This is a genomic window from Butyricicoccus sp. AM78-15b2TA, from assembly GCF_027665985.1.
Lineage (GTDB): Bacteria > Bacillota > Clostridia > Oscillospirales > Butyricicoccaceae > Agathobaculum > Agathobaculum butyriciproducens.
On the sequence record NZ_JAQEHY010000015.1, the window covers coordinates 24,170 to 38,077 of the forward strand.

Sequence of the window (13,908 nt, forward strand, 5' to 3'; positions counted from 1 at the left end):
TTGTGAACTTGTGCATGAGATAATTGCATTCAAAGAGGTTTTCGTGTATAATAGAATGGAAGTCATGATTAGCGGATGAGTAAAGGGGTGCGTATCATGGGAATCAGCTACAAAAAACTTTGGATGCTCCTGATAGAACGAGACATAAAGAAGTCCACCTTCCGGCAAGAGCTTAACCTTGCATCCGGAACATGGACGAAACTGAATAAGGGGGAAGAAGTGTCCCTCTCTATTTTGCTGCGCATCTGCGGCTATTTGAATTGTGACATTGGAGATATTTGTGAGGCTGTGCGGACGGACAACTGATAGGTCCTTTTTCCGTGCGGCTTTTTTATATACCAGTGGAGACGAATTAAATGTTTGTGCGTAGCAGGACTGTTACAAAAAAAGGAGGATAACAGATGGACATTGGCGTAACGATAAGCAAAGTCCGAAAAGAATACAGAGAATACTTACGGGAAACTCACCCGGACTGGGCTGACACGACTATCAGCACCCATGTTTCCGATGCGTTCTATCTGTATCAAAACACTATTGCGCTGTCCTTCTGGAAGTGTTTTGAAAGTGATGCCTCTATGGAGAAAGCGAAAGGCGAAATCTTCGACTACCTAAAACAAGAAGTAATGTCTGATCGAGCAGACGAACGCACTGCACAGTATTATAGAGATTTGAAGCGGCTGAAAGAATTTATTGATTCTAAGGGCGGCGTCAAGACGTATATCGGTTATGAATATGACTGCGAAGTCATTGTCTACAAATATGCTAAGATGGTTTATGATGGCACAATGGAGATGGACGCTGCTGTAAAAGCCATGTGTCAGGAGGTCCCGTGCTTTGGAGAAACCTCGCACAAGCTGACGATCATGCTCTTTGCGTCCATGATGAAGGGCATAAAATACACTCGCAGGTCCAACACTGAAACTACGGTTTACTTCATCGTCCACATTGGGAAAGACTACGGACAGGAGCAAATGGTCAATGCTCTAAAAGCCACTCAGGAGAACATTAAATATTACTACGAGCAAACCGGCAACAAGTCTAACAGCATTCGTAGAGGATGCAAAAAGATCGTCGAAGAGAACAACATTGATATATCCTTCGACGATGAAATCTTTGATGGAATCATTCCGAAGGAGAACACAGATACAGCTCTTTCATCCGACGCTACTGCAACACACTATTGGCTGTACGCAGCGGGTGATGGCTCCGCAAATTGGGTGAATGATTATGCCGAAGGGATTATGGCTATCGGCTGGTCTGACCTTGGCGATCTAATGGAATATAGCTCCAAGGAAGAAATGCGGGCAAAGATGAAAGAGGTCTACGGGGATACTGGCTCATATAAGAATCAGGTTCTTGCTACATGGCAATTTGCAAACGAGCTGAAACCCGGTGATGTCGTCTTTGTTAAAAAAGGCAGAAAACAGATCCTCGGTCGCGGGTTGGTCGAAGGCGAATATGTTTTTGATCCTGAACGCGGTCAATATGCCAATACCCGAAAGGTACGCTGGACAGATAAGGGCGAGTGGGAATTATCAGATCAGGGTGCTATCAAAACGTTGACGGATATTACGTCCTACACAGATTACGTCAAGAAGCTGCAAAACATAATTGACGGAGACAAGCACGAAGACAGCTTCGACGATGCCGCTGACGAGGAAATCACTTTCGAGCCATACACCGCTGATGATTTTCTGACTGATGTGTATATGGACGAAGATCGGTATAAGGTTCTCAAGTCGCTGCTTCTAACCAAAAAGAATGTAATTCTGCAAGGCGCACCGGGCGTGGGAAAAACCTTCGCAGCAAAGAGACTGGCATTTTCTATCATGGGAGAAAAGGACACCAACCGTGTGAAAATGGTTCAGTTTCATCAGAGTTATAGCTATGAAGATTTCATCATGGGTTTCCGCCCGACGGAGACAGGATTTGAACTGCGAAAGGGCGTATTCTACGAGTTTTGCAGACAAGCGGCTGAGGATGATCGTCCATACTTTTTCATTATCGACGAGATCAACAGAGGCAATCTCAGCAAGATTTTTGGCGAACTCTTCATGTTGATTGAGAGTGATAAACGCGGTGTCGAATTGCAGCTTCTATATGCAGATGAGCAGTTCTCCATTCCAAGTAACGTCTATATCATTGGCATGATGAACACTGCTGACCGTAGCCTCGCCATGCTGGACTACGCACTTAGACGTCGTTTTGCTTTCTTTGAGCTTGCTCCGGCATTTTCGTCTGCTGGATTCAGAGCATACAGAACGAAAGTCAATAACCCGAAGTTTGACCGGCTCATTGCAACAGTTGAGCAGCTTAACGACGTAATTGCAAACGATGACTCGCTTGGTGAGGGGTTCTGTATCGGACATAGCTATTTCTGTACAAACGCAACCATCAACGATGAATGGATGCGGTCTGTTGTCGAATATGAACTGATACCTCTTTTGAAAGAATACTGGTTTGACGAGGCAGTTAAAGTGAAGGATTGGAGCCGCACATTACGCGAGGTAGTCAAATGATCCGTGTCCAGAACGTTTATTATATGCTGGCTTATGCGTTCCAAGTGCTGCATGAGCAAGGGTATAAAAGTGTCGCCACCGAAGAGTTTGATAATGTGGCTGAACTTCTGTCTGCTATTCTCTGCCGTGGAGTATCTGTCCAGATAAAGAGAGGCTTAATCAGACAATACATTTCAAGAGAGGAAGCACTTGCGTCTCCCCGTGGGAAACTTGAAATTGGTGAATCCATAAAGACACAGGTTATTCGCAAGAAACAGCTCATTTGCAATTATGATGAGTTTTCGGTTGATGCCTACCCAAACCGAATCATCAAAACAACAATGGATTTGCTGCTTCGTGGAAGTATTTCAAAAGCCAGAAAAAAGGAGATCAGGAAGTTGATGATTTTCTTTGATGGCATCAGCATATTGGACATCCATAGTATCAACTGGGACATTCAATATGATCGCAATAATCAAACATATCGGATGTTGATAGCCGTTTGCCGATTTGTGATAAAAGGTCTTTTGCAGACGACAGCCGATGGCTCAACAAAGATTATGGATTATGCAGATGATCAAACAATGGCGAAGCTATACGAGAAGTTTATTCTCGGATACTATCAGCGTGAGCATCCAGAGTTAAAAGCATACTCTCCACAGATTGCGTGGCAAGTCACAGATGGGTACAGAACGCTCTTGCCGACGATGCAGTCCGACATTGTGATTACGAATAAGGCAGCAAAGAAAACGCTCATCATCGACGCCAAATACTACACGCACAATATGCAAATGAAGGCATCGTACATGACGCAGACACTTCATTCCGGAAATCTGTATCAGATTTTCACCTATGTGAAGAATTGGTCTGCCGCGCCGGATGAGGTCGTTTCCGGTATGCTTTTATATGCGGGAACAGACGATGCGATTCAGCCAAACAATGATTATCAAATGAGCGGGAATCAGATCAGTGTGAAGACATTGGACATGGACTGCGACTTTTCTAAAATTGCAGCGCAGCTCGACAGCATTGCTGATCGGATAAAGTAGAGCGTAGGCACTGGACAGCCGTTCTTCTAATCTCACCGCTTCTTAAACAAGCAGATACGCTCTCCGTGGAAAGGAGCAATCATGAGTATACTTGAAAATCCCATACCGAATGAGGTGTTGGATAATGCAACAAGCCCTCTCACCGATGACAGGGCAGCGTACAAAGGCAGCACCTACGAGATCGTTTCAAAGGTGGCTTACCTGATTGGTGTGCCAAAACGCATCTTTGACAACGAACATGAAGCCCCAAAAGTTGAAGTATACAATCGGTTGGACAGTGATAAAACAGCTCGGATTATAAGACATCTTTGCATTGTACGAACTGCGATTGAGCGCAATTTCAAGCGCATCAATGAACGCATGAGATTCCAGTATGAGACCATTCTGAGTATGCCGGAATATGTTCCGCAGGAAAGCATAAACCAGCTAAGTCTTGACGGAGTGAACTTCATCAAAAACACCAGCAAAAAACTGTGCCAACACGTTGTCGAGATTAACAGGTTGATTTGCGATAGAATCAACAACTGCAAGAAGCTCTTTCCACTCTGGATAAATTGGGATTACATTAAAGCACTTTTCGTCATGCCTGATGGTTTGAAGGAAGATGGTACAAGAGAGGCTGCCGACATTTATTACTCTCATTTGCTTTTTTATCCCTATCAGATGTACATAAACTGGCAGCCGGAGGAAGTCGGCAACATTCTTTACAATGATAAGAAGTTCGTTACCTTGCTGTACAGTTGGAACAACGACTATTTCACCGAATATAGCAAAGTCTCAGATGCGGGGAGTTATATCAAAGGAAGTATTTATGAGTTTATTGAGAGCAGCGAAAAGACTGTTATCGTTGTCGATTGTGAAAACTCTGATCCCTACAAGCTGTGTGCTACCTTAAAAAACCTCGATCACGAGTATACACAAAAAATTGCGTCGATCATTCTCTTTGATGATGTGCATACCGCCTCCGCATGGAGGATATTAGACAGCTTCACCGCAATTCATGTTGAACACATGATGATTGAACGGGTGAAGCAAAGCAAGTCACTCGTTGATGTCATGCTTATTGCCCGAACTTGTCAGGAACACTACAAGAATAACGTCGATTCCTTTATTCTTGTTTCCAGCGACTCCGACTACTGGGGGTTAATCTCGTCTCTGCCGGAAGCACGTTTTTTAGTTATGATTGAACGAGAGAACTGCGGACCGGACTTGAAGAATGCACTCCTGAATGCAGGGATATTTTATTGCTATATTGATGACTTCTACTCTGGGAATGCCGAGGACATCAAGCTCGGCGCACTTTTCAAAGAAATGGAGCGTTATATTGACCAAACCGTCAGGCTCAATATCAACGAGATGTTCAGTGCCGCTTTGAAGGCAACGCGCATTGAGATGAGTTCGTCTGAGAAAAAACAGTTCATCGCAAAGTACCTAAAAACAATGCAAATGGAAATTACAGATGATGGTGACGTGGTTTTGCAGTTGAAACGAAAATAAGTCCGGTATTTGGGACACTTGCTATGATAAAATAGAAATGAGGACAGGCTGGCAACCAACAAATGATCCTCAAGTATTGGAGATGAAGATATGGCATACCAAAGCGAAGCGGCTCTTGAACAGCAGTTTATTGAGCAACTGAACAAGCAGGAATATACCACAGTCGCAATTCCTGATTATGACGCGCTGGTGGAGAACTTCAAAGTTCAGTTTGAAGCCTTCAATGCGCCAAAGCTGGATACGCCTATCACCGATAAAGAGTGGGAGCGTATCTTCAACCTCATGCTCGGAAAGTCAGTTTTCCAGAGTGCAAAAATCTTGAGGGATAAGTTTGTCCTTGAGCGTGAAGATGGTACAAAGGTATATCTGTCCTTCTTTGATCAGGACCACACGAAGAACATTTTCCAAGTTACTCATCAAACGACCGTGGTTGGAAAGTACGTCAATCGTTACGACGTTACGATTCTCGTAAACGGCTTACCCCTGATCCAAGTAGAATTAAAGCGCCGTGGCATTGACATCCGCGAGGCAGTCAATCAGGTCATGCGTTATAAGAAGCACTCCTACAACGGGCTGTATCATTTCATTCAGCTCTTTATTGTCTCCAACGGTGTTGACACAAAGTATTTTGCCAATTCCGACAGAGACTTGATGTATAGCCTTGCTTTCTTCTGGACTGATTTCAATAACGTCCGCATCACCAATTTGAAGGACTTTTCGATTTCTTTCCTTGCAAGGGATCACATCATTAAAATGCTGACACGCTACACCATCCTAAATGATACCGATAAGATTTTGATGGTCATGCGTCCCTATCAGGTTTATGCCGTAGAAGCACTGATCCGTCAGGCAACACTCACAAACCGGAATGCGTATATCTGGCACACAACCGGTGCGGGCAAGACGCTTACATCCTTTAAGACGGCGCAAATCCTCGCAGCAAATCCGAACATCAAGAAAGTCATTTTCCTTGTTGACCGAAAAGACTTGGATTCTCAGACAACCGAAGAGTTTAACAAGTTTGAGGCTGGTTCCGTTGATGTGACAGATCGCACCGATGTCCTTGTCCGCCAGATGAAGGACAAGAACAGGCAGCTTATCGTCACCACGATGCAGAAGATGGCAAACGCTGTAAAGCGCCCTCAGTACGAGAAAGTAATGGACGCATACAAAGACGAGAAGGTTGTCTTTATCATCGACGAGTGCCACCGCAGCCAGTTTGGGGATATGCACAAGGACATTGTGCGGCATTTCAGAAAGGCACAGTTTTTCGGCTTCACGGGGACACCTCGGTTTGAAGTCAACGGTAAAACTGAGGGTAAAATCACGCAAACAACAGAAATGCTCTTTGGTGAGTGTCTTCACAATTACCTGATTAAAGACGCCATCTTCGATAATAATGTTCTGGGCTTCCACATCGAATACATAAAAACAATGGAGGGTGATTTCGACTGGGATGACCCGACACTCGCGGACGCGATTGATATAGGCGAACTCTATATGTCCGATGAGCGAATGTCTCTGATCGCCAATCACATCATCCAGAACCACAAGGCGAAAACCCGAAATGGACAGTATACGGCTATTTTTGCCGTGTCCTCTATTGATGCCCTTGTTAAGTATTACGACATTTTCAAGAAGATCAAGCATGACCTGAATATCAGCGGCATCTTCTCCTACGGGCAGAATGAGGATGCCGAGGGCAAGGACGAGCATAGCCGTGATTCGTTGGAGCGTATCATCAAGGACTATAACGAGATGTACGGGACCAATTTCTCCACAGATACGTTCTCGGCTTATCACAAGGACATCTCTGACCGAGTAAAGGGAAAGAAAACAAAGTCGCTTGATATTCTTATCGTCGTGAATATGTTCCTGACCGGATTTGACAGCAAGCAGCTCTCTGTCCTTTATGTGGACAAGGATTTGAAGTATCATGATCTGCTGCAAGCCTATTCCCGCACAAACCGTGTTGAGAAGGAAACAAAGCCCTTTGGCATTATCATTTGCTACCGCAACCTCAAAAAACGCACCGATGACGCGCTGACACTCTTCTCTAAGAGTCAAGATACTTCCGGCATTGTTGTTCCGGGGTATCAATACTTCGTGGAGAAGTTCAACGAAATGGTGATGAAGCTCAAGGAAATCGCGCTGTTCCCTGAGTCCGTGGACACAATGCAGAACGAGGACGATCAGAAGAAGTTTGTCGTGACCTTCCGTGAGCTGACAAAGTACCTCCAATCGTTGCAGACCTTTATTGAGTTCAGTTTCGATCAGGATGCTCTTATCATGTCCGAGCAAGAATATCAGGACTATAAGAGCAAATACCTCATGCTCTACTCAAGGCAAAAAACTGACCGCGAGGTTGTCTCCGTCCTGAATGACGTTGACTTCTGCATCGAATTGATGGAGAGTGACAGGATCAATGTCGCATACATCATGAACCTGATCCGTAACATCCACTTCGATGATCCCAAACAAAAGGATTACGATATTAAACACATTAAGGACGAGTTGGGGAGAACCGATAATCCGCAGTTGCTCCGGAAAGTCGAAATCCTGCAAGCATTCTTGGATCGTGTTGTTGTCGGCTTAGAAAGTGCGGATGAAATTGATGCAGCCTATAACGACTTTGAAAATGAAGCAAAGCGCGAAGAGATCGTTGCCTTTGCGAAGACCGAGGATATTGACGCATCCATGCTGACAGATATTATTTCGGAATATGAGTTTTCCGGCACAATGGATGCAGGAAATATCCGAGATCGGATTGAGAAGCCCTTGCCGCTTTTGAAGAAACGCTCCCTTGTAAATCGGATCGTTGATTTCATCCGACAGCACACAGAGAAATACCAATAAGGAGAGAGATAAATGGATAATTCGATTCAGGCTCATCAGAAGGAGCTTTGCAATAAGCTATGGGCAATGGCAAATGCCTTGCGCGGAAACATGGAGGCGTATGAGTTCAAGAACTACATCTTGGGCATGATCTTCTACTACTACCTTTCTGACCGGACAGAGAAGTATATGGCGAATCTTCTCAAGGATGACGGTATCGGTTATGAAGAGGCGTGGGCAGACGAAGAGTACAAGACCGCTGTTGTCGAAGAGGCGTTGCGCGATCTCGGCTATGTCATCGAGCCACAGTATTTGTTCCGCAAGATGGTCAAGATGGTAGAAAACCGTTCCTTCGACATTGAGTTCTTGCAGAGCGCAATCAACGCGCTGATGGAGTCCACAATCGGAAACGATTCTCAGGAGGACTTTGACGGACTGTTTTCTGATATGCAGCTCGATTCATCGAAGCTCGGTCATACTGTCAAAGATAGAAGTGCTGTTATGGCAAAGATCATCGCTTCGCTGGACGAAATCAACTTCGGCGTGGATGATACCAAAATTGACGTTCTTGGTAACGCTTATGAATATCTGATCGGTCAGTTTGCTGCAACTGCTGGCAAGAAAGCCGGTGAGTTCTATACGCCCTCCGGTCCTGCCGAATTGCTTTGCCGTCTGGCTTGCCTCGGTCTCACGGATGTCAAGGATGCAGCCGACCCCACTTGTGGCTCTGGTTCGCTGCTGCTGCGCCTCAAGAACTACGCCAATGTGAGAAACTACTATGGACAGGAATTGACCTCCACGACTTATAACCTCGCCAGAATGAACATGATTCTGCGCGGAATCCCATATCGCAACTTTAACATCTACAACGGTGATACCTTAGAGCATGACTACTTCGGAGACATGAAGTTCCGTGTTCAGGTTGCCAATCCGCCTTATTCTGCAAACTGGTCTGCCGATATGCACTTCATGGAGGACGAGCGTTTCAATGAGTATGGCAAACTTGCTCCGAAGAGCAAGGCTGACTTTGCCTTTGTTCAGCACATGGTTTACCACATGGATGAGGACGGACGAGCCGTCGTTCTTCTGCCGCATGGCGTCCTGTTCCGTGGTGCTGCTGAGGAAGTAATCCGCAAGCATCTCATTCAGAAATTAAATGTTCTGGACGCGGTAATCGGTTTGCCTGCAAATCTGTTCTTTGGTACGGGCATCCCCGTATGCGTCCTTGTTCTCAAGAGAGAGCGAAACGGTAACTCTGACAACATTCTTTTCATCGACGCTTCCAGCGACTTTGAAGCCGGAAAGAACCAGAACATCCTTCGTGAGTGCGACATTGACAAGATTGTTGAGACCTACGAGCGCCGTCAGGATGTCGAAAAATATGCTCATGTTGCGACCATGCAGGAGATTGAAGAAAACGGCTTCAACTTGAACATTCCTCGCTATGTTGATACCTTTGAGCCGGAACCTGAGATTGACTTGAATGAAGTTGCCGCTGAGATCCGTAAGCTACAATCTGAAATTAAGGATATTGATGCAGAACTGAAACCGTTTTTTGATGAGCTGGGGCTGGATTTCCCCTTTGATGTGGAGGGCAAATAATTATGGCAAATGTATCCTCAAGTAACGGTCTTGAGAAGCGTCCGAAGCTCCGCTTTCCGGGCTTTGATGAGCCGTGGAGAGCAGAGAAATTGTCTGATTTTGCAGAACGAGTAACACGGAAAAACAGCAACAATGAAACTGATCTACCCCTGACAATATCCTCGAAAGATGGTCTTGTCGATCAGATCAGTTACTTCAACAAAACCGTTGCAAGCAAAGACATGAGCGGATATTACCTTTTGAGGAATGGCGAATATGCGTATAACAAGAGCTATTCCGTAGGTTACGACTTCGGTTCAATAAAGCGGTTAGACCGCTATCCTATGGGAGCGTTGTCTACATTATATATCTGTTTTGCGCTCAAGAAGCACGATACAGATTTCATTAAGGTGTACTTTGATTCTCTCAAATGGTACAAGGAAATCTATATGATTTCAGCAGAAGGAGCAAGAAATCACGGATTGCTTAATGTCCCGACAGATGAGTTCTTCGCCACAAAACACTATCTGCCGGAGAATACTGCCGAGCAAAGAAAGATTGCAGACTTTCTCATTGCCTTGGATCGACGTATCGACGCTCAGCAATCTCTTGTAGATGCCCTCAAGAAGTATAAAAGAGGATTGCTCAATCAAATTTTTTCTGCAATCTCGAAAGGTTCTCAGCGCAGAAAACTTCGTGAGCTTGTTCACGTTTCAGGAGGCAAAACGCCAAGTATGAGTAATTCGCTCTATTGGAACGGAGACATCGTTTGGATTTCCTCCAAAGACATGAAGAGTAGTAGAATTTCCGGTAGCGAGCTAAAGATAACAAATCTGGCGCTCAATGAGATGACGCTTTATCATCCGGGGACATTATTGTTGGTTGCGCGGAGTGGTATCTTGAAACATTCGCTGCCTCTCGCTATTCTCGAAGTAGATGCAACGATAAATCAGGACATCAAAGCATTGCAAGTACATGGTTGCAATGCATTCTACCTCTATTATGCAATTCTGTCGCAAGAGGACAATATCATTAGAACCCTTGTGAAAACCGGAACAACTGTACAAAGTCTCATGATGGATTCCTTCTTAAACATTGAAATACCAACGCCTAACATTGACCAGCAACAAAGCATAATCGACAAGCTGGCTAAACTCGAAAAGTATGTAGATGTTCAGGGAAAAGAACTATCGTTATTATCCCAAATGCGAAATGGCTTGTTGCAACAGCTCTTCATATAAAGAGCTGCCTCATATAGCCGTCTCTCGTTTTACTCAGAAGGTCAAGTGTTTTTTGGGTCGCTTGCAACCGTGCCTCCACCATATCAAGAATATCTGCATACAGAAGTTGTTTCACATGGCTGGGATACATAACAGGAATACCCATAAGCAAATCATCCGTCATAGATACTCGATCATGACGAACGCCTTGTGAGCCGTTATCATAGATGTACCTGTACCATGCGTCGCTCTTAAAGTACCAAGCGAGATATGAAGGAGAAATATCTGCTTGCAGCACAAGACAGGTATATAGCGGCGAGATAATACCTTGCTCACTGAGAGTATATCTATTGAACGGTCCGTATGGCGCAGAATTTGACTTTCTCGGATTGTAAACAAAGTCTCCATTTTCGATGACATAGTAATTTGCTGTGTTTCCGTCCACTGCAATATCCTTGTCAAAGAAATCGCGCTGAGGAATTAGTCCGTATTCCGCAGAGTTGGTAATTACATTTTTTATTACTCCATCTGTGTTACGGCGCGAAACTTTTTTGAAAATATCACCCAGTCGAACACAAGTCCACTCTGTGCCATTCTGAGAAGGTAGTTGGCGAAAAATGCGCTGCATGACACCTCTTTTATACTTCTTGAGGTTATCGACAAGCTGTGCCTGTTTTGCAATCCTCCGCTCAAGTGTACGGAGCATATCTGCTACCCGGTTTTGTTCTGAGAGAGCCGGTATGCAGACCTTGATTGTTTCAATCTGAGGATACTTCAAGTTCCATGTATCAGAGGTCATGCCTTGAGAGTTCTTTCTAAATTCATTGATCAGGTTAGGGCTTTTGAAGAAAGCTGCAAAATATCCATTACTAATCGGGATTTTAGGCATTAGAACTGTGTATGCAGGACTAACTATACCATCACACGGAGAGATGCCGTTCGCTCCTTGCCACATTCTCATGGAGTTATAGACCATGTCTCCTGTTAGAACAACCTTATAATTGCTTTTGTCTTCACTTGAGTTGTCTTTGCCTTCAATCTCTGAGCGAGGCATAACGCCATCGTTCATCGTGACAGAAAGCAGTTCCATGTCAGAAGCCCCTCGCTGACTTCTTTCTGCGTAAATATCACCTATACGACATTGTTTGTACGGCTCATCGAAGCTCGGAAAGCGGAGCTTCGGACGCTTCTCAAGACCGTTACTTGAGGTCTATTTTCAGACCTCATTTCGGTATGAACCAAAAGTAAAATCCCTTGCAGTAGCAGAGATTTTCCGCTATTGCAAGGGATTTCGTCTGTCATATAGCTGTTTCTGCTTTCTTGATCAGAAGTATAAAAGAGGATTGCTTTCCCGCGAATTTGGGCAACAAGAAAATGGCGATCTAAACAATAGATATGTTGGGAAACTCAAAGATTACTTTCATTTATCTTCTGGATCAACACCGAGCAGTACAAACAGGGCGTTTTACTCAGGCAATATTAGGTGGGTGTCCAGCGGAGAGCTGAAACCAAAGTATCTGTGTGAAACCAGCCAGCACATTTCATCCGAAGCTGTATCCAGTTGTAACCTTCGAGAGTATCCAGCAAATACGTTACTCGTAGCGATGTATGGGCTTGAAGCAGCCGGAGTGAGAGGAACTGCATCAATTCTAAGTGTTCCAGCAACCATAAGTCAGGCGTGTATGGCAATCCAACAAACCGGGGAAATAGACATTGAATACCTTTACTATTGGTACATCTACAATGGTCAATGGATCGGCATACGAATTGCCCAGGGGACAAAACAGCAAAATCTTAGCACCGATACTTTAGGCAATCTGAGAATCCACGCACCGTCGTGCAGCAAACAAAAGAAAGTGTGTAAACTCCTATCTCAGATCGATTATCTTATTGAAAAAGAAGGTCAAAAAATTGATTTGCTTTCTTCTGCAAAAAGGGGATTGTTGCAGCAACTTTTTATATAAAGAGCTGCTGCAACAGAGCCTTTTGCATTGTACGCAAATACGTCAGCTCATTTTCGGCACTTTTGATTCTTGCGCCAACAGTCTCAAAAACTGAAATCATTTTGCACTGCGTGTTGTAGTCGGGGTAACTAATTTCTATCTTTGAAATCTCACTTGCCTGAATGTGAACGACGGACTTTCCCTGCGCAATCCGAGCAATTTGCCCGTTTACGATATGATTCAAAATATAACTCATAATCCGCCCGTCAATTTTTGAACTGCGGAATATGTTGAGGTCACCTGCGAGAATTATATCTGGCAGCATAACACACGCTGCGGTTGATATTTCTTCCGGTGTCTCACCGGAGGTGGGAATGATCACATCTCCAACATGGCTATAATATTGCTTTTCTGGTTGAGCTTTGGTTCTGCGTATAACCGAATTTATTACCTCATGGTATGTCGTGTACAATTCACCATATAGGATAAACGGAGTTCCATCAGGTGTTATGTCTGCTTTCGATAATGGTGCGCCTTTTGTAAATGAGCCTAAATCGCCAATCTTAGCCGTAGTCCATGTTGTTTCTTCAATACAACATGAATCAGGGGACAACAGTGTGCGAACGACACCTCTTTTATACTTCTTGAGAGCTTCTACTTTTTTTCGCTGAACATCAATTCGACGGTCAAGTATGGTTAGAAAATCAACGATTTTCTGTTGCTCACGCAAAGGAGGAAAAACTACCATCCCTGTTAGTACAAATGTATTATTGACCTTCATATCATGTTTTGCGCCAATATTAACCAGTGGCTTTAGAAACTTGTTAAGTCGAAGATCGTTCGAGAAATAGAAATCAACAAACCTCGGAACAACAGTTTTTAAGGGGTGGTACACAGCGTAAAGAGTGGACACTATACCGGGAACACCATTGTTGACTTTGATAATCCCATAAGGATTTGCTTTGAGGGGACTCTTTGTATATACAATGTCATCGGTTTCGACTACATGATAATCAGCAACACTTTCACCAGCGAAAGATCGTCCCTGAAACGCTATCTGATTAACAATACCATATTCCCCTGAGACGGAAAGAACATTCTCTTTTCCAAACTTTAATTGTTTATTGCGGTCGGTGTTTTCAACGAGATAATATAGTAGTTCTTTATGCTCCCACGGCTCATCGAAGCCCGGAAAGCGGAGCTTCGGGCGCTTCTCAAGACCGTTACTTGAGGGTGTTAATGCCCTGATTATCCCTCCACCGGATAATGTTCGTGGAGGTGGTCA

At 44.3% G+C, this 13,908-nt stretch carries 10 protein-coding genes; 8 read left to right on the forward strand and 2 right to left on the reverse strand.

The genetic code is table 11. From position 1 onward, the window contains the following. Positions 1 to 96: 96 nt before the first annotated feature. From PGS25_RS12560 to PGS25_RS12590, 7 genes are all read left to right on the forward strand, one after another. Positions 97 to 306 (forward strand): helix-turn-helix domain-containing protein, encoded by a 210-nt coding sequence (locus PGS25_RS12560; protein ID WP_118480157.1) that lies wholly within the window; start codon positions 97 to 99, stop codon positions 304 to 306. A 95-nt stretch (positions 307 to 401) separates the two neighbouring features. After that, a complete protein-coding gene (locus tag PGS25_RS12565; protein WP_270418915.1) occupies positions 402 to 2,519 on the forward strand; it encodes an AAA family ATPase in 2,118 nt (705 codons plus the stop codon). Next, entirely contained in the window at positions 2,516 to 3,547 is a 1,032-nt protein-coding gene (mcrC, locus tag PGS25_RS12570) for a 5-methylcytosine-specific restriction endonuclease system specificity protein McrC (RefSeq protein WP_270418916.1), read from the forward strand. Before PGS25_RS12565 ends, mcrC begins: the two co-directional genes overlap by 4 nt. A gap of 81 nt (positions 3,548 to 3,628) precedes the next feature. Beyond that, positions 3,629 to 5,044: an NYN domain-containing protein gene (locus tag PGS25_RS12575; RefSeq protein ID WP_270418917.1), complete on the forward strand. Its 1,416-nt coding sequence runs from the start codon at positions 3,629 to 3,631 to the stop codon at positions 5,042 to 5,044. 90 nt (positions 5,045 to 5,134) lie between these two features. Next, the gene (locus PGS25_RS12580; RefSeq protein ID WP_156069330.1) at positions 5,135 to 7,900 is read left to right on the forward strand and encodes a type I restriction endonuclease subunit R; all 2,766 of its coding nucleotides are present in this window, start codon (positions 5,135 to 5,137) and stop codon (positions 7,898 to 7,900) included. A 12-nt stretch (positions 7,901 to 7,912) separates the two neighbouring features. Then, entirely contained in the window at positions 7,913 to 9,481 is a 1,569-nt protein-coding gene (locus tag PGS25_RS12585; RefSeq protein ID WP_119191153.1) for a type I restriction-modification system subunit M, read from the forward strand. A gap of 2 nt (positions 9,482 to 9,483) precedes the next feature. After that, positions 9,484 to 10,701, forward strand: coding sequence for a restriction endonuclease subunit S (locus tag PGS25_RS12590; RefSeq protein WP_270418919.1), 1,218 nt, complete (start codon positions 9,484 to 9,486; stop codon positions 10,699 to 10,701). Here the strand turns inward: PGS25_RS12590 and PGS25_RS12595 are convergent. Next, positions 10,694 to 11,770 (reverse strand): restriction endonuclease subunit S, encoded by a 1,077-nt coding sequence (locus tag PGS25_RS12595; RefSeq protein WP_270418920.1) that lies wholly within the window; start codon positions 11,768 to 11,770, stop codon positions 10,694 to 10,696. The genes PGS25_RS12590 and PGS25_RS12595 overlap by 8 nt on opposite strands. Before the next feature lie 253 nt (positions 11,771 to 12,023). On the opposite strand from PGS25_RS12595, the gene PGS25_RS12600 reads away from it, so the two are divergent. Then, positions 12,024 to 12,644 carry a restriction endonuclease subunit S gene (locus tag PGS25_RS12600; protein ID WP_270418921.1) on the forward strand — a complete coding sequence of 207 codons (621 nt, stop codon included), beginning with the start codon at positions 12,024 to 12,026 and terminating at the stop codon, positions 12,642 to 12,644. Here PGS25_RS12600 and PGS25_RS12605 read toward each other — a convergent pair. Next, entirely contained in the window at positions 12,637 to 13,536 is a 900-nt protein-coding gene (locus PGS25_RS12605) for a restriction endonuclease subunit S (RefSeq protein ID WP_270418923.1), read from the reverse strand. The genes PGS25_RS12600 and PGS25_RS12605 overlap by 8 nt on opposite strands. Positions 13,537 to 13,908 lie beyond the last annotated feature (372 nt).

What these genes read in the sequence shown, in the direction of transcription:
- PGS25_RS12585 (WP_119191153.1), top strand. Translation starts at nt 7,913, where the DNA reads ATGGATAATTCGATTCAGGCTCATCAGAAGGAGCTTTGCAATAAGCTA.
- PGS25_RS12580 (WP_156069330.1), top strand. Translation starts at nt 5,135, where the DNA reads ATGGCATACCAAAGCGAAGCGGCTCTTGAACAGCAGTTTATTGAGCAA.
- PGS25_RS12560 (WP_118480157.1), top strand. Translation starts at nt 97, where the DNA reads ATGGGAATCAGCTACAAAAAACTTTGGATGCTCCTGATAGAACGAGAC.
- PGS25_RS12590 (WP_270418919.1), top strand. Translation starts at nt 9,484, where the DNA reads ATGGCAAATGTATCCTCAAGTAACGGTCTTGAGAAGCGTCCGAAGCTC.
- mcrC (WP_270418916.1), top strand. Translation starts at nt 2,516, where the DNA reads ATGATCCGTGTCCAGAACGTTTATTATATGCTGGCTTATGCGTTCCAA.
- PGS25_RS12565 (WP_270418915.1), top strand. Translation starts at nt 402, where the DNA reads ATGGACATTGGCGTAACGATAAGCAAAGTCCGAAAAGAATACAGAGAA.
- PGS25_RS12595 (WP_270418920.1), bottom strand. Translation starts at nt 11,770, where the DNA reads ATGGAACTGCTTTCTGTCACGATGAACGATGGCGTTATGCCTCGCTCA.
- PGS25_RS12575 (WP_270418917.1), top strand. Translation starts at nt 3,629, where the DNA reads ATGAGTATACTTGAAAATCCCATACCGAATGAGGTGTTGGATAATGCA.